A 23,388-nucleotide genomic window follows, 5' to 3' on the forward strand; every position below is an offset into this window, starting at 1 on the left:
GACAGAGGCTGCCTGCCTTCAACCCTATGGCCCTTATAATGAATAAGGAAAGAAACTAAAAAGGGAGACTTGTCACATGCCCCATCCAACAGATGTACATGTCGGACAAAAAGTTCGCGAAGCTCGTGTTACGAAAGGTTATAGCCAAGAAGATCTTGGTAAAAAACTTGGCATTAGCTTTCAACAAGTTCAAAAATATGAAAAAGGAACCAACCGGATAGGATCTAGTCGATTGTGGGAAATTTCCCGTGCCCTTGACTCACCAGTCACATATTTCTTCGATGGCATTAATGCTGAAGGAACACAAGCATCTGGAAATATACCACGAAGAACAATAGAGCTTGCAGGAAAGATTGATGCCATTAAAGATGAGAATATTCGCAACCAAATCCTCAATCTGATCAAGGCATGTACAGGAAAAGTTTAAAACATTTGATAGACCAAAAAAAAGGCCCCTTGGGATATTCCTGAGGGGCCTTAATTTTCATCTAAACCTTAATTTAAGCAGCCAACTTATCCAGCTCAGCCAAAACAGCATCGCCAAAACCAGAACAACCAACTTGCTCACATCCATCTGCCATTATATCGCCTGTACGCTTACCAGATGTCATCGCATTTTGAATGGCTTGCTCAATCATATTCGCATCTTCTTGCAAATCGAAAGAATAGCGAAGCAACATTGCAAAACTCAACATAGTCGCGCTTGGATTGGCTAAATCTTTACCTGCAATATCAGGTGCAGATCCATGTACAGGCTCATACAACGCTTTACGATTTCCATTCTCATCAATACCACCCAAGCTAGCACTTGGTAACATCCCTAAAGAACCCGTTGCCATCGCAGCAGCATCACTCAACAAATCCCCGAAAAGATTATCTGTCACAATCACATCAAACTGCTTAGGATTTTTCACCAACTGCATGGCACAGTTATCAGCAAGAATGTGATGTAATTCGATATCATCATAGTCACCGCTTTGATGCATTTCTGTTACAATATTTTTCCAGAATAATCCTGTTTCCATAACATTGGATTTCTCGGAGGAATGCACTTTTTTTCCACGCTTACGGGCCAAGTCAAATGCAACCGCCGTAACACGTTCGATTTCTGCACGTGTATATGCTTGTGTATCAACACAACGTTCAACACCTTCATAGGTTTGCATGCCACGTGGTTCACCAAAATAAACACCTGATGTCAATTCACGCACAATCATAATATCCAAACCTGAAATCACTTCCGGCTTTAAAGTAGACGCATCTAAAAGCGCGTCAAATGTCACTGCCGGACGCAAATTCGCAAACAAGTCCATATCTTTACGGAGACGAAGTAAACCAGCTTCTGGGCGTGCATGGCGTTCTACATTATCATATTGCGGGCCACCTACGGCACCAAACAACACAGCATCCGCAGACATCGCATCAGCCATTGTTTCATCTGTAACAGCCTCTTTATGCACATCATAACATGCACCACCAACCAGACCTTCTTTCACATCAAAGGAAACACTACGGCGCTTAGCCATCCAATCGATAATACGACGAACTTGATTACACGCTTCAGGACCAATGCCATCACCAGGCAACATCAAAATTGTTTTATTGGACGCCATCTCAAAGACACTCCGCTTTTCTTTTTTGGTTTCGGGAAACCCCATTATCGAAAAAACAACTTTCCTGACAGAAAATATCAAAAAGTCATCTCTTCCCGCTAAAATATTGCCCTTTTCTTATAGCTTCCTCCCTCTTTTGACCAGCAAAAAGGCTTCAAAATAACCTTTCCATATTTTCCAAAACAAAATACCAATCGTAAATCTTCTAGCCATATGATTCCAAAACAAAAAAAGTCGAACTCAAATCTTATCCGCGTCACTCAATAGATAAAATTTTAGAAAAATTCCAAAATAAACTTGACCTGACTCGCCTTTATCGCGTGTAATTAAATCTACTCATATTCCTGCGTGCAGTGGATTGGCTTACAGGGGCAGTGTGAATAAGAGGTACATATGCAAAACCAAACAGCTCAAAAGGCAGATGAAGACATTGATTTATTCGATGATTTTGATCTGGATTGCTCTTTTCAAGAGAATGGGGAAGATCTTGGAGAAGAGTTTAATGTGGACCCGGAAGCGATCAGGCGATCTGTGGAGGAATTCCATAAAATTTTCACCCAACAAGATGGGGATCTTAGTGTCGCCAGTGGTGCAATGTTAATGTATCAACATCTTCAAGCAGCTGGATATCAAACTGATATCTCTATCGAAGATCAAAAAGCAATTGTATCCGCAAGTAGCGAAAATCATGAATTGAAAATGGCCCTCATTGATCGTGTAGAAGATCTATTAGATGAGATGGTTGTCGTTGAACATAATTGGAAAACTGATAATTTTAATGTTCATTCAATTTCAACAAATACGTTGAAGGATCAGATGAGTGTCACAATCCAATTTCATACTATTTAACAAAACCTTAACAGCTTGTATTTTAACTAAATCCCTAACGAAAAGGTCAATAGCGATATTGACCTAAAAAGGCTGTATCACTATATATCCGCTTCTTTTAGACGTTCTAAAGACTCAGGATATGTGAATGAACGATATAGTTTTATTTGATGATGCAGATAAGGGGTTTGACCTATTTGAAGAAATTGAACTGTTCAATTTTGAGGACGATATTGTTACTGTAGATTCAGAGATAGTTGAAGAATATGACCCAGAGTTAATCCAGAAGTCCGTTCAAGAATTTTATGAAATCTTCAATCGGGAAGAAGAGGAGCTTTCGATTGCCAGTAGCACCATATTGCTGCACCAACATTTAAACAATTCTGGATATAAAACCAATCTCTCCATCGAGGATCACCATGCATGGGTAAAAGCAAGCACGCATATTTCTGCCCTTAAAGAAGCACTCATAGATCGCGTTGAAAGCTTGCTTGATGATATGTGCTATGTAGAACATGCATGGAATACAGATAGTTTCACGGTACATTCTGTGCTGACAAAAACCATCGAGAATACCCTAGAAGTTCAAATCAATTTCAAAACCATTTAAATAAAAAAAGCGCAGCTATATTTAGCTACGCTTTTCTCATGAAACTATAGATGAAGAATATCTTATGCAGATGCACCAAACACCCATGGCGCTTGCTCTTTACGTGCCTCTTCATAACTTTCAATCTTATCTGATTTTTGCAAAGTCAGACCAATATCATCCAGACCGTTCAAGAGGCAATGACGGCGGAATTCATCCACGTCAAATGCGTATTCTTTACCATCAGGATCAACAACTTTTTGGTTTTCAAGATCAATTGTGAAAGTCGCATTGCCACCACGATTTGCCTTTTCCATTAAGCTATCAATTACTTCACGAGGTAACTTGATCGGCAAAATACCGTTCTTAAAGCAGTTATTATAAAAGATATCTGCGAAGCTTGGTGCAATCACACAACGGATGCCGAAATCCAATAACGCCCAAGGCGCGTGTTCACGCGAAGATCCACAACCAAAATTATCACCAGCTACCAAGATTTGTGCGCCGGTATAAGGCTCTTTATTCAATACGAAATCAGCCTTTGGGGAACCATCAGATTCATAACGCATTTCATCGAACAAGTTCTTACCTAAACCCGTACGGTGAATTGTCTTCAAAAATTGCTTAGGAATGATCATATCCGTATCGATATTGATAAGATCAAGAGGAGCCGCAATACCTGTCAATGTTGTAAATTTATCCATCAGGAAATTCCTCCCTTAAGCTTTTTTCTTGGATTGGAAATCAACGATAAAAGACAGAAAATCTTCAAATTCTGCTTCAACGTCACTTACCACATAATCATCATTTGCAGCTTGATATTCAGGAATATCAACCACAAAGCTATCGGTCTCAAGATCATGGCCAAGCATATAACTCACCCAATCTTCTTGCTGTAGGGCTACGTTCAACATTAGATGAACTCCCGTACGTCAGCCAACTTACCTTTGATCGCAGAAGCCGCCGCCATTGCTGGGCTCACCAAATGGGTGCGACTGTCGCGGCCTTGACGGCCTTCAAAGTTACGGTTGGATGTTGATGCGCAACGCTCACCTGGCTTCAATTTGTCATCATTCATTGCCAAACACATGGAACAACCCGGTTCACGCCAATCAAAACCAGCTGCCTTGAAGACCTTGTCCAAACCTTCTTCTTCGGCTTGCATTTTCACAAGACCAGAACCCGGCACGACCATGGCATGAACACCATCGGCAACTTGCTGACCTTCTGCAATTTTTGCTGCTGCACGTAAATCTTCGATACGACCATTTGTGCAAGAACCAATAAAGACTTTATCAATTTCAACGTCAGTCATCGGTGTACCAGCTGTAAGCCCCATATAAGCAAGCGCACGTTCCATGGCAGCTGCTTTATTTGGATCAGCGGAGTCTTTTGGATTTGGCACAGTATCTGTAATTGCCACCACATCTTCTGGGCTAGTTCCCCAAGTTACAACTGGCGCAATATCTTCAGCTTTAATGTGAATTTCATGGTCATAAGTTGCACCTTCGTCAGATGGCAATGTGGACCAGTAAGCAACAGCCTTCTCCCAAGCATCGCCTTTTGGTGCCATTGGGCGACCTTTAACATAAGCAAATGTCTTTTCATCTGGTGCAATAATCCCTGCACGCGCGCCGCCTTCAATCGCCATATTACAGATGGTCATACGACCTTCCATGGAAAGATCACGAATTGCGCTACCCGCATATTCAATCACATAACCTGTACCACCTGCCGTACCAATACGGCCGATAATTTCCATGGTGATGTCTTTTGCTGTCACACCTGGTGCCAATTCACCTTCAACAGTAATCAACATGTTTTTCGCAGGTTTTTGCAACAATGTTTGTGTCGCCAAAACATGTTCAACTTCGGACGTACCAATACCAAACGCCAAGGAACCAAATGCACCATGTGTCGCTGTGTGGCTGTCACCACATACAATGGTCATCCCCGGCAAGGTAAAGCCTTGTTCCGGACCAACGATATGAACAACGCCCTGACGAACGTCTTCTACTGGGAAATATGGAACACCGAAGTCAGCTGTATTTTGAACAAGTGTTTCCACTTGAATACGGCTTTCTTCATTTTCAATACCTTTGGAACGATCTGTTGTCGGCACGTTATGATCCGCAACAGCCAAGGTTTGTCCAGGTGCACGCACTTTACGGCCGGAATTACGAAGCCCTTCAAATGCCTGAGGGCTGGTTACTTCGTGTACCATGTGACGGTCAATATATAGAAGGTTTGTACCGTCTTCTTGTGTTGCCACTACATGGCTGTCCCAGATTTTATCAAAGAGCGTACGGGGATTACCCATGGTTCCTCTCCCATCATGTTACCCAAATCATGTTTGAGTGATCACATATCGAAAATATTTTAATCCTGATCAGACCGCATATACCACGATCTGTATTTTGTATGGGTCGCAAAATGCCCCAAATCCTCAGAAAAAGCCAGTGTTTGAGAGTTGGAACAGTTATTCCTGACACTCAACATTCCCTATAATTGCATAAAGAAATATTATTTCAGCTTTTTACAAGCAAAAGGCACATATGGCATTAGCGGCGCACCTGATAAGGTGCCGCCGCTATCACCAAAAGACCCATAAGAAGCCTAACTAATTAAAATTAGTCAGCTTTCTTGGTAACGCGGCGCTCAACGATACGAGCTGCCTTACCTGTACGGCCACGCAAGTAGTATAATTTCGCACGGCGAACTTTACCGTAACGTACTACTTCGATGCTGTCCAAACGTGGGCTGTAAAGTGGGAATACACGTTCCACACCTTCACCGTAAGAAATCTTACGAACTGTGAAGTTAGAGTTTAAGCCAGCGTTTTTACGACCGATACACACGCCTTCAAATGCCTGTACACGTTCACGGGTGCCTTCGACAACCTTCACGTTAACGCGAACAGTGTCACCAGCTTGGAATTCAGGGATGCCACCTTCAGGTGTACGTGCGTCCAACTGTTCCTTTTCCAATTGCTCGATAATATTCATTGGTCGAGTCCTTTCTGAGTTTAATACTCGATGTGCAGTGGTTTGGGGCCTCTACCCGAAACATACTCCATCTAAAATTTTCTATTCCGCATCACCCACATATGTCGAAAAAAGATCCGGTCTACGTTCTTTTGTGATCTCTTTGGCTTGTTCCAGACGCCAGTCCCGAATTTTGCCATGGTTCCCACTTAAAAGAACTTCCGGTGTTTTTCGACCCTCCCAGTCACTGGGGCGGGTATATTGCGGATATTCAAGTAATCCGCTTGTAAAACTTTCTTCATCCAGCGATGCATCCGCGCCAAGAGCCCCCGGCAATAAACGCACCATGCTATCTAACATCGCAATGGCGGCTGGTTCTCCGCCCGACAGGACGAAATCCCCAAGGCTGACTTCGCGTATCTGGTGTTTATCCAACACCCGCTGGTCGATACCTTCATAACGCCCACAAAGGATCTTAACGCCGTCTTCCTCTGCTAGTTCCTGCGCAAGACGCTGATCAAAGCGTTCACCACGCGGGCTCATATAAACCAAAGGACCCGGTTTGTCAGATACTGCCTCAATGACTGCATCAATCACATCGGGGCGCATCACCATGCCCGGACCACCACCAAATGGTGTATCGTCCACTGTGCGATGCTTGTCGGTGGCAAAGTCTCTGATCTGAACCGTCTCCAATTCCCAAATGTTAGCTTCTCGTGCCCGCCCCGGTATGGAATATTCCAAAGCTCCAGAAAACATTTCTGGAAAAAGGGTTAACACAGTCGCCTGCCATTTCTGGGAAGACGAATCAGCCATTCCTGACCTCTTCACCGTCTGACGAACCATCTTCTATATCTGCCACATCCGCATCACGTTCACTCACCTCTACAGGTGGGACCACAATCAGATGACCAGCATCAATATCAATGCTTGGAACCACTTCCATCGAGAAAGGCAGCATAACTGACTTTCCGTCATAGCGGTGGACTTCCAAAATATCGCCAGCGCCGAAATTAAACAAAGCCTTCACGACACCATATTCTTCGCCGTCCTCTTCCAAGGCTTTCAGACCAACCAAATCCGCATGATAGAATTCACCATCATCCGCTTCTGGTAATTTGTCCCGGGCGATGAATAACTCAGTCCCTTTCAAAGTTTCTGCTTTATTCCGGTCTTTTACTTCAGCAATTTTTGCAATCAATTGACCTTTTGCCTGACCGATGATGGAAAGGTTGAAAGTCTCTTTGCCAGCTTCATCAGATAACGCCCCATAGGAAGTCAGCTGAGCAGGGTCTTCGGTGAAACTTTTCACCTTCACTGCTCCGCGAATTCCATGGGCGCCTGTGATGACACCTAAACAGAGTTTTTCAACTTCATTCGCCATAATAATGCGCATCCATCTCAATCAATTAGTCAAATTCATGCAAAACCATTTACCGAATTTGAAAGTTCTACGAAAAAAAACTGCTTATTCAGCAGCAGCTTCTTCTGTAGCAGCCGCAGCAGCTTCAGCAGCGGCAGCCAATTTCTCTTCTTTCTCACGAATACGCTCTTTTGTGCGTTCGCTTTGTTCTGCTTTCTTTGTTTGGCGAGGGATCAAACGCTCGCCCATGTCAGCAGCAGCCAAGAAACGTGCAACACGGTCTGTAGGTTTCGCGCCAACAGACATCCAGTGTTTTACACGCTCTGCGTCAAACAAAACACGATCAGCGTGATCTTTTGGTAACATCGGATTGAAGGAACCAATCTTTTCGATGTAACGACCATCACGAGGCATACGGGAATCAGCTACTACGATACGGTAGTAAGGGCGCTTCTTCGCACCACCACGTGCAAGACGAATTTTCAAGCTCATGGGTCTCTACTTTCTATTTAGTTTAAACCTTGCGGTTATTTGAGGTCTGCTTTCGCATTCCCCGCTTCAATTAAGCTCGGCATTGTCACCAAGTTGGGGGTTAGATCATTTTAGCGTCTAAAACCGCCACCTGGTGGCATCATATTGGGAGGGATCATACCGCCGAGCGAACGCATCAACCCCTTTTCTCCCAACTTTGAAACTTTCTTCATCATCTTGGACATCATCTGATGTTGTTTCAGAATTTTATTAACTTCCTGAACAGATGTGCCAGAACCCGCCGCGATACGTTGTTTACGTTTCGCATGGATGAGTTTCGGATTCTTACGTTCCGCCTTTGTCATGGAAGAAATAATAGCTTCCTGACGGACAATCATTTTGTCATCGATGCCAGCACCAGCCATCTGCTTTTTCATCTTGCCAACACCTGGCAACATGCCCATCAGACCTTCCATACCGCCCATCTTGCGCATTTGCTTTAATTGCTTTGCCATATCATCAAGGTCGAACTGACCTTTCTGCATCTTCTTGGCAAGTTCTTCAGCTTCTTCCTCATCAATTGTTTCTTGTGCTTTTTCAACCAAGGAAACAACATCGCCCATACCCAAAATACGATTAGCAAGACGATCGGCATGAAATTCTTCAATTTCTTCCATCTTCTCGCCAGTACCGAGGAATTTAATCGGGCAATTGGCAACTTTACGCATGGACAATGCCGCACCACCGCGTGCATCACCATCAATACGGGTCAAAACAATACCTGTCAGGGACATCTTTTGATTAAAGCTATCCGCGACAGTCACCGCATCCTGACCTGTCATAGAATCAGCAACCAACAAAATTTCTTGTGGGTTTGTCACCGCTTTTACAGCAGCAACTTCATCCATCAAGCCTTCGTCGATATGTAAACGACCAGCTGTATCAAGCATCACAATATCGTAACCGCCAAGCTTACCCGCTTGCATCGCACGCTTTGCGATATCAACAGGTTGTTGACCCGCAACGATTGGCAAGGTCTTAACGTCTACCTGCTCACCCAATACAGCCAATTGTTCTTGCGCCGCAGGGCGCGCCACATCAAGAGAGGCCATAAGAACTTTCTTACGTTCTTTCTCTTGCAGGCGTTTTGCAATTTTTGCCGTGGAGGTTGTCTTACCAGAACCTTGCAAACCTACCATCATAATAGCTACAGGTGGCTCACCTAGCAGATTAAGCCCTTGGCTTTCTGCACCCAACATATCCACCAAGGCATCGTGAACAATTTTAACAACCTGTTGACCCGGGGTCACAGATTTTAAAACAGCTTCACCAACCGCTTTTTCTTTCACTTCCTTGATAAAGCTTTTCACAACAGGGAGAGCAACATCAGCATCCAGCAATGCCAAGCGAATTTCGCGCATTGCCTCAGATACGTCAGCCTCTTTCAAGGCGCCGCGACGCTTCAAGCCATCAAATACAGAACCAAGACGGTTACTTAATGTATCAAACATTGTGCTCTCAAACCTTGTTGATATGCTTTTCAGTGATTGAAAAACCAGTTCAAAACCAACAACAAAACCTATAAAAAAGGCCCAAAGCAAAACGCGCCAGTGTGCGAACCCTCGCAGACTGACGTTGCCCCACAGGACTTAGGAATACCTAGGTTGTGGCTGATTTGTTGCACGGCTTATACGTATTAATGCTTTACCTGTCAAGCGTAAGTCACGGTTTTTCGCGGTTTTCCGACTCTTTTTCGATTCCCGTTGGACTTTTCCACAATAAAAGCTATAACCGCGCGGTTCGAAAGACGAATTGGAACAGATTTCTTTATCATTCGACTTTTCAATTTCATCACCTATATTAAGGAAAACTTGGACAGAGTCGATAGTCGACACTTACCATATTATTTACGGACATAGAGTTATGGTTGCTTTTCGCAAAATGCATGGTTTGGGGAATGATTTCATCGTGGTTGATAATCGCGATGGTAAGCTCAAGCTATCTGATGAGCAAATCAAACTGATGTCCCATCGCCGCCTCGGCATTGGCTGTGACCAGTTTATTATTCTAGAACCAGCACAAAATTCAGACGCTGACGTTTTTATGCGCATTCACAACCCGGACGCCAGTGAATCCGGCGCTTGCGGCAATGCGACACGATGTGTGGCATCCTTGATCATTGCCGAAACAGGACAAAGTGAAATCATCATCGAAACCTTGCGCGGGTTACTGCCAAGCAAAAATATTGGTGGCGGCCTTTATTCTGTGAATATGGGCGGTGCATTACTTGATTGGCAAAATATTCCATTGTCCGGAGATATAGATACAACAAAACTTCCAATCGAAGTTGATGGCGCTGCCACACCGTTTGCCGTTGGCATGGGTAATCCGCATTGTGTCTTCTTTGTAGATGACGCAGATAAAATCAATCTTGAAAAAGTTGGCCCCGAAGCAGAACATCATCCGCTATTCCCAGAACGCACCAATGTCGAATTTGTGAGTAAAAAGTCTGATGGCAGTTTGCGCATGCGAGTATGGGAACGTAGTGCCGGCATTACTATGGCTTGTGGTTCTGGCGCCTGCGCAGTAGGTGTCGCTGCCTTTGAAAGCGGCTTTACCGACAATCGTAGAATGGACATTGAATTGGATGGCGGTGTCCTAACAATTGAATATCTGGAAAATGGGGATGTTATTATGACAGGCCCAGTTGCCACATCCTTTATCAGTGATTTCGATTTGGATGAGGCCGCCCGATCATGGTGAGTGACTTAAATACCAATCCGCCAGAGGCCGAAAATGGCACTGACGATCCAATCCAGCCTCGCCCCGTCGAAGAACATGTAGATAATAATCTGGACATCGTGACCTTTGGCTGCCGCCTGAATTCGTATGAATCAGAAGTGATGCGAGATAATGCCCGAAAAGCTGGCCTTGAAGATGCGATCATCTTTAATACATGCGCTGTAACATCAGAAGCAGAGCGCCAAGCACGCCAAGCGATCCGTCGCGCAGCACGGAACAATCCCGATGCAAAAATTATTGTGACAGGCTGTGCGGCACAAGTGAATAGTAATCAGTTTGCTGAGATGCCGGAAGTCAGTAAAGTCATTGGCAATATAGAAAAGCTTGAACAAGAAAGCTTTAATCCCGCCTCTTTCGGCATCGAATCTTCTGAAAAAGTGCAGGTAAACGACATCATGTCGGTGAAAGAAACCGCGAACCATTTGGTCGCTGGTTTCGAAGGACGTGCACGTGCTTTTGTACAAGTTCAAAATGGCTGTGATCACCGTTGCACCTTCTGCATTATTCCTTATGGCCGCGGCAATAGCCGATCCGTACCAATGGGCGAAATTACCCAACAGGTAAAATCCCTTATTGAAAATGGTTATAAAGAAATTGTGCTCACCGGAGTGGATATCACTTCCTATGGTGCGGATTTACCGGGCACACCGTCTCTAGGACAGATGGTTAGACGCCTCTTGCAAGCTGTGCCGGAATTGCCACGCCTTCGTATATCTTCCATTGACTGCATTGAAATGGATGAAGACCTGTTTGATGTGATTGCAAGTGAGCCCCGCCTTATGCCGCATTTGCATTTATCTTTGCAGGCGGGCGATGACATGATCTTAAAACGGATGAAGCGTCGTCACGGACGACAAGATGCGATTGATCTCTGTAAACGTTTGCGCGATATACGTCCGGATATCGTTTTTGGCGCGGACCTGATCGCGGGCTTCCCGACCGAAACAGATGAGATGTTCGAAAACACCCTGAAGACTGTAGAAGAATGTGGTTTGCTTTACCTACATGTCTTTCCGTATTCTGAACGCCCGGGTACACCAGCTGCACGTATTCCAAATCAAGTCCCAAAAAATATTCGTAAAGAACGCGCCCAGAAAATCCGTGAGGCTGGCAAATTTCAGGAAGAAAAATATCTAGAAAGCTGCATCGGGACAGAAGCCCAAGTCTTGTTTGAACGTAATGGTCTTGGTCGAAATGAACAGTTTGCTTGTGTAAAGCTGTCGATTGATGTACCCGATGGCACATTATTAAATGTCAAAATCACCGGGCGGGACGGCATGACCCTTATCGGTGAACCTATAGAATCCTAAATCAGGATTAAGTGAGGGGTCTTATGAGTGGCGGTTGGTTTTCCAAATTAAAAGCTGGTCTTTCTAAATCTTCCAACAAACTCGTTGGCGGCATCACCGATGTTTTCACCAAACGAAAACTAGATGATGACGCATTAGAAGAATTAGAAGATATCTTAATTGCAGGTGATCTTGGCCCGCAAACTGCAATAAAACTGACCGAAGCATTAGCAAAAAATCGTTATGATAAAGAAATCAGCGATGAGGAAGTGCGTACAGTTCTATCAGAAGAAATCACCAAAATTCTGGAACCGGTTGCTCAACCGCTTGAAATTAACAAATCCCATAACCCGCATATCGTACTTGTTGTGGGTGTAAACGGGTCTGGCAAAACCACAACAATCGGCAAACTTGCAAAACATTATAGCGAAAGCGGTTTAAAAGTCATGATGGCGGCGGGTGACACCTTCCGTGCAGCAGCAGTTGAACAATTGAAGATCTGGGGTGATCGCACAGGCTGTTCCGTTGTTGCACGTGATACAGGCGCTGATGCCGCGGGCCTTGCTTTTGATGCTATCGAACAAGCGCGTAATGAAAATGCAGATGTATTGCTAATTGATACAGCTGGACGACTACAAAACAAAAAAGATTTAATGGCGGAACTTGAAAAAGTTATCCGTGTGATAAAGAAACTGGCGCCAGACGCACCACATGATGTCTTGATGGTTCTAGATGCGACAGTTGGGCAAAATGCCCATTCCCAAGTTGAAATTTTCCGAGATACCGTTGGGGTGACGGGCCTTGCTTTGACCAAGCTTGACGGTACTGCCAAAGGCGGTGTGCTTGTGGCTTTAGCTGAAAAATTTGCCCTACCTGTTCATGTGATCGGGGTTGGCGAGCAAGCCGATGACATGCGCCCGTTTGAGGCAAATGCTTATGCTCGCAGTTTAATGGGATTGGATTAAATGATCACTTGTTATGTGAAATACGAAGTCGATATTTACAAAGTAGATGAATTTGAAACATATGCCAAAATGTGGATGCCAATTGTCGAACGTTTAGGCGGCACCCATCATGGCTATTTCTTACCGCATGAAAGTGCAGGTGATCTGGCCGTTACTTTATTCTCCTTTCCAAGCCTAGCCGCTTATGAGGACTACCGGATCAAAGCAGCGGAAGATGAAGAGGCAAAAGCGGCCTTGGATTACGCAGATAAAACAAGATGCTTTCATCGTTTTGATCGTGAATTTCTACGCCCTGTTTTTCCAGAATAAAAAGAAAGCCATGAAGTATACCCTTCATGGCTTTTTCAACTTAGGCTAAAATAAAATCCCGAAGAATAATCTAGCCACCCTCTTCCATCTGCTGATGTTTATCTTGGGCTTCGCGCAGGCTATTCAACAATTCTTGACCCGTACGACCACCATCGCCTTTAATTTTCTGCCCCATAACCACACGAATGAGATCAATATGCGCAGAAACCAAATCTAGTAAAGGCCCAGTAATCCGCGTGCCTTCCTCTGTGCATTCATACAAAGATTTACCAAACTGCGTCATCAACGGATAACCAAAGATGCCACCCTGACCACGTAGTTCTAGCGCGATTGTATGGATAGTATTTAAATGTTCTGCTTGTTCCGCCGGATCATCCATAAATTCAATGGCACGATGATGCGCTTGCGTAAGCTTTTCGATGGAATCTTGCACCCAATCTGCATAATCAGACTCCATATCCTTCACTTTATTTTCAGCCGCATCCAACAAAGCCATATCAAATGCTGGTTCTTCATCGCTACCCGCCCCGCCAAAGCCAGTCGCAAGTTTCTGCTTTAGATTTCGTGGCTTACGAATTTCCCAGATACGTTTTTTACTTTTGCGTAAAGAGGATAAGTCCTTACCGGAATGCACAATCTCTTTATCTTCTTTTGTCGACACACGACGGTCTTCCGCCACTGGGCGTTGACGACGACGGCGATCGGGACCAAAGAATGTAGGACAATAGATATAAGGACGCGGACGTTCCACACATGCTGTTAATCTAGATGCCAACATGGTCGCAGAGAACGGTTTTGCAAGAAACTCATCAATACCTGCATCACGTGCTTTTTCAATGACCTCGCGATCTGCAGCAGCAGACACCATGATAAACGGAATAAAACGGTCAGGGGAACGATCATGACGACGCACCCAATGTAAAAACATTGTGCCATCCACCAACGGCATAAACTGATCACAGATGATCAAATCAATACCAGACATTCCAACCATGGATTTTGTCTTCTTTCCTGCAGGTGACATGATGGCAATAGCTTCTTCACCATTTTCCGCCGTAGAAATGCGCTCAATACCTAATGCACGCAGAACCCCGACAATCAGGGAACGCATGAATAAACTATCTTCTACTACAAGAACAGATAAGCGACTGAAATCGTAACGTGCCATTAATTTGAAACTCTTTTTTCTTTTCTATTTAAACCCAGACCTTATTTCGGCAATTTAACAACGAAATAAACCCATTGAAAAGCAAATAGATGTTTAAAATGCAGATTTTCTTAATGAAAGTTCAAACAAGAATATTTAGGTAATAGCCACGTTGGGGGACATCCGCACGTGGTTTTCCTTCCGTATCGCGCGTCAGGAGCTTTGCCAAACGGTCAAATGCAGCACGTAAGTTATAGGGATCACGCTTTGGTGCAGACTTACGTGACTGTGCTTCGGGTAGACGCGTAGATGCATCCCCAACGTTTGATCCACGCGGGCGACTTACTGGCGCTTGAATTAGACCGCCACCTGATTGGCCAATAGAAGGATTTCTTTCACTCATATTTTCACGATACCTGAAACTTTTATTACGGTCTAGCCTATAACCACCTTTTGGGCATTTTCTAACCATAATCGTGACATATAGAACTCATAAACATGAATAATCACTCATGCATAGGTGAAAAATCCGAGATTGGTATTTCCTGTTCAGACTGTTAATCAAACAGAAGTTAGGTCGGAGAAAAAAATGAGTTTAGACATCATTGCGATAACGATGGTTTTAAGTGCTGCCGTTTTGCATGCCAGCTGGAATGCTTTGGTTAAATCAGCTGCAGATAAATGGATGCTGTTTGGATCCATGACTTTACTGGGTGCAATTGCTTGTCTTTTTGTCTTGCCATTTCTTCCAATGCCAGACGGAGAAACATGGGGATGGCTTGCACTATCAACCATGATCCACTTCGCATACTATGCATTATTACTCATGTCCTACAAAGTTGGAGACTTGAGTAAGGTATATCCAATTGCCCGCGGTTCAGCTCCTATCCTTGTTGCACTAGGCAGCTTTCTTTTTGCCGGAGAAGTCCTATCCACCCCCGCATATATAGCGATTGTGCTTTCCAGCCTTGGCATTATGGCCTTAGCCTTTGAAAAGGGCATGCCCAGAAAGGGAGATCGTAAACCTATTGTCTTGGCCATACTAACAGGCATGATGATTGGGGCTTATACAATCACGGATGGATTAGGTGTGCGCAGCACGGAAAATAAACTCACCTATATCTTCTGGCTCTTCACATTAGAAGGCATCCCGTTCTTGATTTGGATTGTTTATCGCAGGAAAGCGTACCTACCTTTCCTTCAAAGTAACTGGACATATGCCGTAGGCGGCGCCTTTGCCTCCCATACAGCATATGGGCTTGTGATGGCCGCCCTTGCTGTTGGTGGCATGGCGTCCGTCTCCGCCCTTCGGGAAACGTCTGTCATTATCGCCGCAATTATTGGCACAGTTCTTTTGAAAGAAGCGTTTGGTAAATGGCGTATCGCAGCTGCAGGCATGGTTGGAAGCGGTGTGATTTTCTTGAATTTCTTCGGATAAAGTGACAAAGCTGTCCTTGCGGAGTTGAAAGTTAATCGTTAAAGACTAAATCCTCTATAGAAAAAGAGGATAACCATGTCAGATCATCAAAACGTTACAACTGAAAACAAAGAACCAAAATGGGTAAAGACATTGGTGGATTACGGTCCGCTTGTGGCATTCTTTATCACCTATTGGAAGACAGATGATCTGATCGATGCGACCAAAGTCATTATGGCAACAACCGCAGCTGCTATCATGATTTCACTCATCATTACCCGCAAACTCCCGATTATGCCGTTAGTGACTGCGGCTGTGATTGGTATTTTCGGTGGCCTTACAATTTATTTAAACGATGAAACCTTCATCAAAATGAAACCAACTATTATTCAGGCAGCTTTTGCCCTTATTTTGGGTATTGGTGTGCTTTTGAAAAAAGTTTGGTTAAAACATCTATTTGGGGGTGCAATGAAAATGCCGGATGCAGCATGGCGTACACTCACCATACGTTTTATCGGCTTCTTCTTATTCAGTGCGGCTTTAAATGAAATTGTCTGGCGTACTCAGAGCACAGATCTTTGGGTGAATTTCAAAGTGTTTGGCTTATTGATTTTGACATTTGGTTTTATCGCAACTCAAATGCCTTTTATGTCCAAACATATGATTGATGATGAAGATAAAGGTGACGCTTAAAGCTTAAGCGTCTCACCCATATTGCCAAAGGGGGCAAAATCTTTGCGCTCTTTACTCTCTTGATATTGCTTTAACGCCCAATGGACCGTTGGGAATGCCAGTTCATTCCACGGAATATCTGCCCAATCAAAAAGTGCAACTTCCAGACTTTCTTCGCCTGCGTCAAAAACAGGTTCAGAAATTGTGGCACGATAAATCATTTGGACCTGTGAAATACGCGGAATAGTATAGATCGCAAGCAGCGCATTAATATCAATCTTTGCGCAAGCCTCTTCCCATGCTTCACGGGCAGCTCCCTCTGCCGGGGTTTCATTTAATTCCATATAGCCCGCAGGGATAGTCCAATAACCGTGACGCGGTTCTATCGCACGGCGACATAACAAGAATTTTTCACCATAGGTAACAACAGCCCCTGCAACCATCAACGGGTTTTCATAGTTGATAAACTTGCATTCTGGGCATACAAGACGTTCTACCGTATCGCCTTCGGGGATTTGCCGAATACGTGGGCCGCCTGAAATGTGATCATTTGGACTAGACATGGATGCAGATTGCGCCATGATTGGCTGAACAGCAACAGGAAAATGAATAAATGGCTAGTATTGAATTAGATTTGGAAACTGCAATGGATCATTACCGCGAGGGTGAACTGGATGCAGCGAAAGCCATTTATGATGAAATCCTAAAAAGCCATCCAGATAATCAGGAAGCCCTTGATTGGCGTGGTGAAATTGCCATCCAACAAGATGAATATGAAATTGCATCTGAATGTCTTGGTCGCAGTAAAGAGCTCTATCCGCAAGATTTTGATGAAAACTGCAAACTTGGTCTGGCTTATTACGAACTTAGTGAAGCAGAATTAGCGGTGGACACATTAAAAGAAGCAATAGACCTCGATGCTGATGATCTCGTATCTCACTCCAATCTGGGAAAATCCCTTTACGATTTATATAATGCCGGATTGACTATTCCCCATTTGAAAGAAAAAGCACAGCGTATTGCTCTTGATTGGGTGACAAAATTTCCAGAACAACCCGATGCTGCACATATGGGCGCGGCTGTTGCAGGCTTACCCGCGCCGGAACGCGCAAATGATGCTTATGTGGCTGACGTATTCAATGATTTCGCACCAGATTTTGAAGACAAGCTAGAGGAGCTTGGTTATCAAGCGCCCAAACTTTTACACCAGCTTCTTCAAGATCAACTTGCACCTGAGGGGCAAAAACTTTCTGTTCTTGATGCTGGATGCGGTACGGGGCTTTGCGGTCCACTTTTGCGCCCTTGGGCAAGTAAGCTTCACGGTGTTGATCTAAGCCCCGGCATGTTAGAAAAAGCCTCTGATAAAGGTGATTATGACGCATTAGATGAAGCTGAACTCACAGGCTTTATGAATGATCATCGCATGCAATATGAGCTCGTGGTTGCAGCCGATGTTTTTTGTTATTTCGGTGATCTGGAAGAAATTTTCGCCGCAAGTCATGAATGCTTGAAAAGTAATGGTCATCTTGCTTTCTCATTAGAATGCAAAAAAGTCATCAATTATGAATTACATGCCAGTGGTCGTTACAGTCACGCAGAAGATTATGTTTTAAACTGCCTGCGTAAAACTGGCTTTAATTTAATTAGAAAAGAACAGGCTGTTCTTCGCTGGGAATATGGTAACGAAGTAAACGGCATTATTGTTCTCGCCCAAAAGGCTTAATTTAAATATGACACTCGCCAAATAGTACCGCCACGCGCGTCACTGACAATAACTGCGCCTGTTTTATCTATCGTAAGGCCTGCAGGACGCCCCCATACCTTCGCCGTCGTATATTGTTCGTCAGGGTTGAGGCGAAATCCGGTGAGGAAATTGATATACCGCCCTGTTGGTTTTGTACCATCAAATTCCACACGAACAACTTTATAGCCTGTTGGATTGGCCGCATTCCATGATCCGTGCAAGGCAACCAGCGCGTCATCCTTCCATTCTTCTGGCACATTTGCTTTATGGAGAAATACAAGTCCAAGAGGGGCAGAATGTGAGACAAATAGAACATCTGGCACTATAGATTTTTGAACAAGATCAGGCCGAAGGTGCGCCATACGTGGTTGTGGATTTTGACCGATATACGCATAAGGCCAGCCGAAAAAATCTCCTTTTTCCACTTTGGTAAAGTAATCAGGTACTAAACCATCCCCCATGCCATCACGTTCATTCACCACCGTATACACTTCATCCGTGACAGGGTGGAAAGCCGTACCAACTGGATTACGAAGGCCAAACCCATATATACCGCGACTTTCCAATTTACCTTGTGAGGTAAATGCAAATTCTTTCAAAGCCGCACGGGGTAAGTCTTCTTCGGAAATATTGGACCGACTTCCAATAGCTGCAATTACTGTTTGTCCATCTTTTGAAATCGCCAGATTTCTGGTCCAATGCCCACCGGATGGCCCTAATTCATTTGGCTTAGTGAGAATTTCAGCGTCAACACGAAGGTCTTCCAAATCCAAACGCCTGATATAATCTAGATCAGCAACATAGAGACTATCACCATAAATGGCTAAACCGTGCGGCGTATCGAAATCTTGTGACAAAACCTCAATATCATCCACCACCTGATCCCCATCACTATCATAAAGTCGTGAAAGTTGATCATGAGAAGATTGCGCCAGAAAGATGTCTCCGTTTTCCGCCGTCACCATATTTCTTGGATGTGCAATATCCTCAAAGAGTAATTGGACATCGAAATCGGCTGGTGCAACGGGTTTCATATTATCATCACGCTTAACAAGCCTTGAAGAACGACTTGTAGATTCAGTTGCATATGGCTTTGCCAGCTTATCAGGGTCCACATAAAAAACTTCACCCGGCTGCTCAGCCAGCGAGTTTATGGAAATTACTATCCCACCAAGACAAAAAAGAAGAGGCATGATTTTTTTCATGCCCCTAGCTTAACTCAGAATTTTCTGAACTCAAATCACGAATATTTTATGCATTCATTAATGCGGCAACACCCGGTAGTTCTTTACCTTCCATCCACTCAAGGAAAGCGCCACCTGCTGTTGAGATATAAGTCAAATCCTCACTTGCACCGGCATGTGCCATCGCGGCAACTGTGTCGCCACCGCCAGCGATAGAAACAAGCTTACATGCCTTGGTCAGTTCTGCTGCTTTTTGAGCAACGGAAACAGTACCCTTGTCAAAAGGTTCAATTTCAAACGCCCCAAGCGGGCCATTCCACAACAATGTCTTACAACCATCCAACTTTGCATTAAGCGCAGCAATACTATCTGGACCAAGATCTAGGATCATGCCTTTTTCCTGAACTGCTGTTACAGGACGGATTTCCATATCTGCGCCCGCTTTGAACTCTTCTGCTACTGCGCCATCAACAGGTAACAAGATTTCACAATTTGCTTCATTAGCTTTACCAAGAATCTCTAGGGCGGTATCTTTCAAATCCTTTTCACAAAGACTTGCACCAATATCAGTGCCCATTGCGTAAAGGAATGTATTGGCCATGCCGCCGCCAATCACAAGCATATCTACCTTATCTACCAAATGACCTAAAACAGCCAGCTTGGTAGATACCTTCGCGCCACCAACAATTGCCATCACCGGGTGATTTGGATTTCCCAATGCCGCATCTAACGCTTTCAATTCTGCCTCCATATTGCGGCCTGCAACAGCAGGCAGGCGTTTTGCAATTGCTTCAGTCGACGCATGGGCACGATGCGCAGCGGAAAAGGCATCATTTACATAAATATCCCCAAGTTTTGCCAAACTATCAGCGAAAGCGCCATCATTCTTTTCTTCTTCGGCATAATAACGCAAATTTTCCAACATCAAGACATCACCTTCTTTCATGGCCGCCACAGCACTTTCTGCTTTCGCTCCGATGCAATCATCAACAAAGGCAACTTCACACCCTAAGGCCTCTGCCACAGCGTCTTGAATATGGCCCAAAGACATTTCCGGAACAGGCTGACCTTTCGGACGGCCAAAATGGCTTAACAAGACAACACGTGCCCCAGCAGCCTGCAAATCACGGATTGTAGGCAATAGACGGACGATACGCGTATTATCGGTTACCGCACCATCTTTCATTGGTACGTTTAAGTCACCACGCACCAAAACTGTTTTACCATTCACATTCACATCATCGAGGGTTTTAAACATTGCGTTCTCCATATCGCTCGCCCGGCTATATTCTAGCATATTCCGCTTTAAAACTGTCAGTCAGATACTAGATTTTGACCAATAAGAAAAGGTGTATGTTCGTCTGGTTAAAGTGATTTCGATGGAAAATTGAAATAGAGGTCGTAAAATACATTCCAACGACTTTAACAGGATGAAATTCATGGAAATAAAAATTGATGATTTAAGTGGCGATGAGATAAAAAATCTGCTGCAAGTTCATCTAGATACAATGGCTTCTATATCGCCACCCGAAAGCTGTCACGCACTTGATTTAGATGGACTAAGACATGATAGCGTAACCTTTTGGACAGTTTGGGAAAAAGATGAACTTGTTGGATGTGGCGCCTTAAAGGAACTTGGTCACCAAGAAAGCGAGCTCAAATCCATGCATACGCCAGCCAAACATCGCGGCAAAGGCATTGCAGCGAAACTGGTTAGTCATATCATCCAAATAGCGAAATCCAGAGGTTTGAGAAAAATTTGTCTGGAAACGGGGTCACAGCCAGAATTCAAACCAGCTCGTGATTTATATTCAGGTTTTGGATTTATCGAATGCCCGCCGTTTGGCGACTATGTATATGATCCAAACAGTACCTTCATGAGCTTGGACCTCACCAAAGAAGGCTAAAACCTTTCTCACCTCTTGGCAGTCATGCAAACCACTGGTATCGTTGCGTCAAATTAAACTAGAAAAGAACTATTTTCCGGACAAAGGGATCAAAAATGAGTATCCGTATCAATTCGAATTTCGATTCAGGTGCAATCGATGTTGTATCAGCTGAGGACGCCGACAATATCCGCCTTCGCATCGCCGCCGATGCAGGTGGGGAGTTCCGTCAATGGTTCCACTTTCGTGTAAGTGGTATCAAGGGTGAGCAAATGGTCCTGAAATTTGAAGATATGGATACAACTGCTTATCCACCAGGTTGGGAAAACTACAAATGTCGCGCATCCTACGACCGCGAGACTTGGTTCCAAGTCGATACAGAATTTGACGGTAAAACCATGACGGTCCGCCATATGGGTCAAGCGGATACCATCTATTTTGCATATTTCGCGCCTTATTGTCGTGAACGTCAATTAGATTTGATTGCTGAGATTGGTCTGCATCCTGCCTGTAACGTCGAAGTTCTAGGTGAAACCCTAGATGGTCAAGATTTAGACATGTTGATCATTGGCGATGATTGGGATCATGAAAAACTGAAAATCTGGTTTATTGCTCGTCAACATCCGGGCGAAACCCAAGCAAGCTGGTGGATGGAAGGCATGTTACGCCGCCTATTGGATGACAGTGATCCTGTGAGTCGCAGCCTTCTTCAAAAATGCGTTTTCTACGTTGTCCCAAACATGAACCCAGATGGAAGTAAACGTGGTTATTTACGTACAAACGCCGCGGGTGCTAATCTAAACCGCGAATGGGCAACCCCATCTATGGAACACAGCCCGGAAGTTTTCTTGGTCGACCAGGAAATGAGGGAAATTGGTCTTGATTTCTGTTTAGATGTTCATGGGGATGAGTCCATACCTTATTGCTTTATTGCAAACGCGGATGCTATTCCCAATTGTGATCCACGTTTAATTGAACTTAGAAAGTCTTATGAGGCAAATTTGGCTGCTGTTAGTCCTGACTTCCAAACGGAACATGGCTACCCAGAAACCAAACCGGGCGAAGCAAATTTGACAATTGCCAGCGCACATATTCAAAATACTCACCAAGCATTGACTATGACCTTGGAAATGCCGTTTAAAGATAACGATGATCTACCAGATGAATTTATGGGTTGGTCACCTGAACGATCTCGCAAACTTGGTCAATCATGCCTGGACGCACTTTGGGCGATCCATGGCGACTTAAGAAAATAAGCTGAGCGCTATTAGGAGTTTTAATCAATGTATTTAGGGGATGAATATGTTTGATACCAGTAAAGCCATCCGTAATAAATCTGACGATTTAGCAGATAAAGTTATGGAAGGTCAGTCGGTTTCTATATATTTGCGCCCTAATGATACCCGCGAAGACGAACTAGGTCTCGGCCCCTATATTGAATCAGTTTATCTACCACATTTAATCGTTCGAGATAAAATGGTCTGGGCAGGACAAGATCGAAATGTGGCTGGGGTTGCTGGTGCGTCCCTATCCCATACGGCAGGTTACCTCTATTGCAATGCGATCGATATGTTTATGAACTATCGGATGAGTGATGAACAGTTAAACGAAAAATCGCCGAACCTTTCAATTTTAATGCTCTCCAGTAGCCATTATTCCGAGTTACGTTGGCATTGCCATGACGATTACGAATTGGTCTGGGAAGATAAACCAAAACAAGATAAATCAAAAATTGTCGAAGCAATACATCGTGGGGCAAAATTCAAAATCGCCTTTCTTGACGAGAAAGAATTTTGGAACATTCATCCAGTTTATTATCCATTTTACTATCCCGACAAAGATATATTGGAATTCCATACCCATTTAGGTTGCCTGCCAAATCTTGTCAAAGAATCCCCTGCGCATCTCGACACCATCTGGAAACAAGCCAATGGTGTCAATTTGGACAGTACAAGCCCTGCGGCGGTGCATCAGAAAGTTGCTGCAAGTAATTCTGGCTTCTGGATCAAATATAAAGTGCGTGATAATGGGTATTATCAAACCATCGAAGATCAAAAAAATGGCCGTCGACGCCCCTATAAGCGTATGAAGATTTTCGCATCCAAAGCTATGTAACGCGTAAAAC

27 protein-coding genes are annotated in these 23,388 nt (G+C 44.2%); 13 read left to right on the forward strand and 14 right to left on the reverse strand.

Annotated elements, in window-relative coordinates:
* Nucleotides 1-76: 76 nt before the first annotated feature.
* A complete protein-coding gene (locus tag E1160_RS07225) occupies nucleotides 77-427 on the forward strand; it encodes a helix-turn-helix domain-containing protein (RefSeq protein WP_155154436.1) in 351 nt (116 codons plus the stop codon).
* 73 nt (nucleotides 428-500) lie between these two features.
* On the opposite strand, the gene leuB is transcribed toward E1160_RS07225, so the two are convergent.
* Nucleotides 501-1,613, reverse strand: a complete 1,113-nt coding sequence (gene leuB / locus E1160_RS07230) for a 3-isopropylmalate dehydrogenase (RefSeq protein WP_155154438.1) — start codon at nucleotides 1,611-1,613, stop codon at nucleotides 501-503.
* A gap of 393 nt (nucleotides 1,614-2,006) precedes the next feature.
* Here leuB and E1160_RS07235 point away from each other — a divergent pair, with 393 nt between their 5' ends.
* Both E1160_RS07235 and E1160_RS07240 read left to right on the forward strand, forming a co-directional pair.
* On the forward strand, nucleotides 2,007-2,462 hold the full coding sequence (locus E1160_RS07235) for a hypothetical protein (RefSeq protein WP_155154441.1): 456 nt from the start codon (nucleotides 2,007-2,009) through the stop codon (nucleotides 2,460-2,462).
* A 127-nt stretch (nucleotides 2,463-2,589) separates the two neighbouring features.
* Entirely contained in the window at nucleotides 2,590-3,051 is a 462-nt protein-coding gene (locus tag E1160_RS07240) for a hypothetical protein (protein ID WP_155154444.1), read from the forward strand.
* A gap of 62 nt (nucleotides 3,052-3,113) precedes the next feature.
* Here E1160_RS07240 and leuD read toward each other — a convergent pair whose 3' ends face one another.
* The 8 genes from leuD to ffh all read right to left on the reverse strand — a co-directional run bounded on the left by leuD (nucleotide 3,114) and on the right by ffh (nucleotide 9,359).
* Nucleotides 3,114-3,734: a 3-isopropylmalate dehydratase small subunit gene (leuD, locus tag E1160_RS07245; protein WP_155154446.1), complete on the reverse strand. Its 621-nt coding sequence runs from the start codon at nucleotides 3,732-3,734 to the stop codon at nucleotides 3,114-3,116.
* Between the two features lie 15 nt (nucleotides 3,735-3,749).
* Nucleotides 3,750-3,944 carry a hypothetical protein gene (locus tag E1160_RS07250; RefSeq protein WP_155154447.1) on the reverse strand — a complete coding sequence of 65 codons (195 nt, stop codon included), beginning with the start codon at nucleotides 3,942-3,944 and terminating at the stop codon, nucleotides 3,750-3,752.
* Nucleotides 3,944-5,350 carry a 3-isopropylmalate dehydratase large subunit gene (leuC, locus tag E1160_RS07255; protein ID WP_155154449.1) on the reverse strand — a complete coding sequence of 469 codons (1,407 nt, stop codon included), beginning with the start codon at nucleotides 5,348-5,350 and terminating at the stop codon, nucleotides 3,944-3,946. The genes E1160_RS07250 and leuC overlap by 1 nt, the downstream gene beginning before the upstream one ends.
* A 310-nt stretch (nucleotides 5,351-5,660) precedes the next feature.
* Nucleotides 5,661-6,035, reverse strand: coding sequence for a 50S ribosomal protein L19 (gene rplS / locus E1160_RS07260; RefSeq protein ID WP_155154451.1), 375 nt, complete (start codon nucleotides 6,033-6,035; stop codon nucleotides 5,661-5,663).
* Nucleotides 6,036-6,116: 81 nt separating this feature from the next.
* Nucleotides 6,117-6,830 carry a tRNA (guanosine(37)-N1)-methyltransferase TrmD gene (gene trmD / locus E1160_RS07265; RefSeq protein WP_155154453.1) on the reverse strand — a complete coding sequence of 238 codons (714 nt, stop codon included), beginning with the start codon at nucleotides 6,828-6,830 and terminating at the stop codon, nucleotides 6,117-6,119.
* Nucleotides 6,823-7,398: a ribosome maturation factor RimM gene (rimM, locus tag E1160_RS07270; RefSeq protein WP_218048765.1), complete on the reverse strand. Its 576-nt coding sequence runs from the start codon at nucleotides 7,396-7,398 to the stop codon at nucleotides 6,823-6,825. The genes trmD and rimM overlap by 8 nt, the downstream gene beginning before the upstream one ends.
* Nucleotides 7,399-7,482: 84 nt before the next feature.
* The gene (rpsP, locus tag E1160_RS07275; RefSeq protein ID WP_155154457.1) at nucleotides 7,483-7,869 is read right to left on the reverse strand and encodes a 30S ribosomal protein S16; all 387 of its coding nucleotides are present in this window, start codon (nucleotides 7,867-7,869) and stop codon (nucleotides 7,483-7,485) included.
* 110 nt (nucleotides 7,870-7,979) lie between these two features.
* Nucleotides 7,980-9,359: a signal recognition particle protein gene (gene ffh / locus E1160_RS07280; RefSeq protein WP_155154458.1), complete on the reverse strand. Its 1,380-nt coding sequence runs from the start codon at nucleotides 9,357-9,359 to the stop codon at nucleotides 7,980-7,982.
* A 412-nt stretch (nucleotides 9,360-9,771) separates the two neighbouring features.
* Between ffh and dapF the strand changes: the two genes are divergently transcribed.
* Genes dapF through E1160_RS07300 form a run of 4 tightly spaced genes read left to right on the forward strand, consistent with a single transcriptional unit; the run spans nucleotide 9,772 to nucleotide 13,213 of the window.
* Nucleotides 9,772-10,611 (forward strand): diaminopimelate epimerase, encoded by an 840-nt coding sequence (dapF, locus tag E1160_RS07285; protein WP_155154460.1) that lies wholly within the window; start codon nucleotides 9,772-9,774, stop codon nucleotides 10,609-10,611.
* Nucleotides 10,605-11,960: a tRNA (N(6)-L-threonylcarbamoyladenosine(37)-C(2))-methylthiotransferase MtaB gene (gene mtaB / locus E1160_RS07290; RefSeq protein ID WP_155154462.1), complete on the forward strand. Its 1,356-nt coding sequence runs from the start codon at nucleotides 10,605-10,607 to the stop codon at nucleotides 11,958-11,960. The genes dapF and mtaB overlap by 7 nt, the downstream gene beginning before the upstream one ends.
* Nucleotides 11,961-11,983: 23 nt before the next feature.
* Nucleotides 11,984-12,904: a signal recognition particle-docking protein FtsY gene (ftsY, locus tag E1160_RS07295; protein WP_155154464.1), complete on the forward strand. Its 921-nt coding sequence runs from the start codon at nucleotides 11,984-11,986 to the stop codon at nucleotides 12,902-12,904.
* Complete coding sequence (locus E1160_RS07300; RefSeq protein WP_155154465.1) at nucleotides 12,905-13,213, forward strand: NIPSNAP family protein; 309 nt, start codon at nucleotides 12,905-12,907, stop codon at nucleotides 13,211-13,213. It abuts the gene before it with no gap.
* A 70-nt stretch (nucleotides 13,214-13,283) separates the two neighbouring features.
* Here E1160_RS07300 and E1160_RS07305 read toward each other — a convergent pair whose 3' ends face one another.
* Both E1160_RS07305 and E1160_RS07310 read right to left on the reverse strand, forming a co-directional pair.
* Nucleotides 13,284-14,381: a response regulator gene (locus E1160_RS07305; protein ID WP_155154467.1), complete on the reverse strand. Its 1,098-nt coding sequence runs from the start codon at nucleotides 14,379-14,381 to the stop codon at nucleotides 13,284-13,286.
* 121 nt (nucleotides 14,382-14,502) lie between these two features.
* Nucleotides 14,503-14,763, reverse strand: a complete 261-nt coding sequence (locus E1160_RS07310) for a hypothetical protein (protein ID WP_155154469.1) — start codon at nucleotides 14,761-14,763, stop codon at nucleotides 14,503-14,505.
* Nucleotides 14,764-14,949: 186 nt separating this feature from the next.
* Between E1160_RS07310 and E1160_RS07315 the strand changes: the two genes are divergently transcribed.
* Nucleotides 14,950-15,798, forward strand: a complete 849-nt coding sequence (locus tag E1160_RS07315; RefSeq protein WP_155154471.1) for a DMT family transporter — start codon at nucleotides 14,950-14,952, stop codon at nucleotides 15,796-15,798.
* Between the two features lie 75 nt (nucleotides 15,799-15,873).
* Nucleotides 15,874-16,470, forward strand: a complete 597-nt coding sequence (locus E1160_RS07320) for a septation protein A (RefSeq protein ID WP_155154473.1) — start codon at nucleotides 15,874-15,876, stop codon at nucleotides 16,468-16,470.
* Here E1160_RS07320 and E1160_RS07325 read toward each other — a convergent pair.
* Nucleotides 16,467-17,030 (reverse strand): NUDIX hydrolase, encoded by a 564-nt coding sequence (locus E1160_RS07325; RefSeq protein WP_218048766.1) that lies wholly within the window; start codon nucleotides 17,028-17,030, stop codon nucleotides 16,467-16,469. The genes E1160_RS07320 and E1160_RS07325 overlap by 4 nt on opposite strands.
* A 32-nt stretch (nucleotides 17,031-17,062) precedes the next feature.
* Here E1160_RS07325 and E1160_RS07330 point away from each other — a divergent pair, with 32 nt between their 5' ends.
* Nucleotides 17,063-18,172: a methyltransferase domain-containing protein gene (locus E1160_RS07330; protein WP_155154475.1), complete on the forward strand. Its 1,110-nt coding sequence runs from the start codon at nucleotides 17,063-17,065 to the stop codon at nucleotides 18,170-18,172.
* Here E1160_RS07330 and E1160_RS07335 read toward each other — a convergent pair.
* Complete coding sequence (locus E1160_RS07335) at nucleotides 18,169-19,386, reverse strand: PQQ-dependent sugar dehydrogenase (RefSeq protein ID WP_218048767.1); 1,218 nt, start codon at nucleotides 19,384-19,386, stop codon at nucleotides 18,169-18,171. The two genes, E1160_RS07330 and E1160_RS07335, sit on opposite strands and share 4 nt — an antisense overlap.
* A 58-nt stretch (nucleotides 19,387-19,444) precedes the next feature.
* Nucleotides 19,445-20,635 carry a phosphoglycerate kinase gene (locus tag E1160_RS07340; RefSeq protein ID WP_155154478.1) on the reverse strand — a complete coding sequence of 397 codons (1,191 nt, stop codon included), beginning with the start codon at nucleotides 20,633-20,635 and terminating at the stop codon, nucleotides 19,445-19,447.
* 181 nt (nucleotides 20,636-20,816) lie between these two features.
* Between E1160_RS07340 and E1160_RS07345 the strand changes: the two genes are divergently transcribed.
* From E1160_RS07345 to E1160_RS07355, 3 genes are all read left to right on the forward strand, one after another.
* Nucleotides 20,817-21,284, forward strand: coding sequence for a GNAT family N-acetyltransferase (locus tag E1160_RS07345; protein WP_155154480.1), 468 nt, complete (start codon nucleotides 20,817-20,819; stop codon nucleotides 21,282-21,284).
* Between the two features lie 95 nt (nucleotides 21,285-21,379).
* A complete protein-coding gene (locus E1160_RS07350) occupies nucleotides 21,380-22,519 on the forward strand; it encodes a M14 family metallopeptidase (protein WP_155154482.1) in 1,140 nt (379 codons plus the stop codon).
* Between the two features lie 46 nt (nucleotides 22,520-22,565).
* Entirely contained in the window at nucleotides 22,566-23,378 is an 813-nt protein-coding gene (locus tag E1160_RS07355; protein WP_155154484.1) for a hypothetical protein, read from the forward strand.
* Nucleotides 23,379-23,388: the final 10 nt, after the last annotated feature.

Origin of the sequence: Curvivirga aplysinae (genome assembly GCF_009711445.1) — a bacterium.
Lineage (GTDB): Bacteria > Pseudomonadota > Alphaproteobacteria > UBA8366 > Aestuariispiraceae > Curvivirga > Curvivirga aplysinae.

Bases quoted from the DNA above. Each gene is read 5' to 3' on its own strand.
- E1160_RS07225 (WP_155154436.1), top strand. From the start codon at position 77: ATGCCCCATCCAACAGATGTACATGTCGGACAAAAAGTTCGCGAAGCT.
- leuB (WP_155154438.1), bottom strand. From the start codon at position 1,613: ATGGCGTCCAATAAAACAATTTTGATGTTGCCTGGTGATGGCATTGGT.
- E1160_RS07235 (WP_155154441.1), top strand. From the start codon at position 2,007: ATGCAAAACCAAACAGCTCAAAAGGCAGATGAAGACATTGATTTATTC.
- E1160_RS07240 (WP_155154444.1), top strand. From the start codon at position 2,590: ATGAACGATATAGTTTTATTTGATGATGCAGATAAGGGGTTTGACCTA.
- leuD (WP_155154446.1), bottom strand. From the start codon at position 3,734: ATGGATAAATTTACAACATTGACAGGTATTGCGGCTCCTCTTGATCTT.
- E1160_RS07250 (WP_155154447.1), bottom strand. From the start codon at position 3,944: ATGTTGAACGTAGCCCTACAGCAAGAAGATTGGGTGAGTTATATGCTT.
- leuC (WP_155154449.1), bottom strand. From the start codon at position 5,350: ATGGGTAATCCCCGTACGCTCTTTGATAAAATCTGGGACAGCCATGTA.
- rplS (WP_155154451.1), bottom strand. From the start codon at position 6,035: ATGAATATTATCGAGCAATTGGAAAAGGAACAGTTGGACGCACGTACA.
- trmD (WP_155154453.1), bottom strand. From the start codon at position 6,830: ATGGCTGATTCGTCTTCCCAGAAATGGCAGGCGACTGTGTTAACCCTT.
- rimM (WP_218048765.1), bottom strand. From the start codon at position 7,398: ATGGCGAATGAAGTTGAAAAACTCTGTTTAGGTGTCATCACAGGCGCC.
- rpsP (WP_155154457.1), bottom strand. From the start codon at position 7,869: ATGAGCTTGAAAATTCGTCTTGCACGTGGTGGTGCGAAGAAGCGCCCT.
- ffh (WP_155154458.1), bottom strand. From the start codon at position 9,359: ATGTTTGATACATTAAGTAACCGTCTTGGTTCTGTATTTGATGGCTTG.
- dapF (WP_155154460.1), top strand. From the start codon at position 9,772: ATGGTTGCTTTTCGCAAAATGCATGGTTTGGGGAATGATTTCATCGTG.
- mtaB (WP_155154462.1), top strand. From the start codon at position 10,605: ATGGTGAGTGACTTAAATACCAATCCGCCAGAGGCCGAAAATGGCACT.
- ftsY (WP_155154464.1), top strand. From the start codon at position 11,984: ATGAGTGGCGGTTGGTTTTCCAAATTAAAAGCTGGTCTTTCTAAATCT.
- E1160_RS07300 (WP_155154465.1), top strand. From the start codon at position 12,905: ATGATCACTTGTTATGTGAAATACGAAGTCGATATTTACAAAGTAGAT.
- E1160_RS07305 (WP_155154467.1), bottom strand. From the start codon at position 14,381: ATGGCACGTTACGATTTCAGTCGCTTATCTGTTCTTGTAGTAGAAGAT.
- E1160_RS07310 (WP_155154469.1), bottom strand. From the start codon at position 14,763: ATGAGTGAAAGAAATCCTTCTATTGGCCAATCAGGTGGCGGTCTAATT.
- E1160_RS07315 (WP_155154471.1), top strand. From the start codon at position 14,950: ATGAGTTTAGACATCATTGCGATAACGATGGTTTTAAGTGCTGCCGTT.
- E1160_RS07320 (WP_155154473.1), top strand. From the start codon at position 15,874: ATGTCAGATCATCAAAACGTTACAACTGAAAACAAAGAACCAAAATGG.
- E1160_RS07325 (WP_218048766.1), bottom strand. From the start codon at position 17,030: ATGGCGCAATCTGCATCCATGTCTAGTCCAAATGATCACATTTCAGGC.
- E1160_RS07330 (WP_155154475.1), top strand. From the start codon at position 17,063: ATGGCTAGTATTGAATTAGATTTGGAAACTGCAATGGATCATTACCGC.
- E1160_RS07335 (WP_218048767.1), bottom strand. From the start codon at position 19,386: ATGCCTCTTCTTTTTTGTCTTGGTGGGATAGTAATTTCCATAAACTCG.
- E1160_RS07340 (WP_155154478.1), bottom strand. From the start codon at position 20,635: ATGTTTAAAACCCTCGATGATGTGAATGTGAATGGTAAAACAGTTTTG.
- E1160_RS07345 (WP_155154480.1), top strand. From the start codon at position 20,817: ATGGAAATAAAAATTGATGATTTAAGTGGCGATGAGATAAAAAATCTG.
- E1160_RS07350 (WP_155154482.1), top strand. From the start codon at position 21,380: ATGAGTATCCGTATCAATTCGAATTTCGATTCAGGTGCAATCGATGTT.
- E1160_RS07355 (WP_155154484.1), top strand. From the start codon at position 22,566: ATGTTTGATACCAGTAAAGCCATCCGTAATAAATCTGACGATTTAGCA.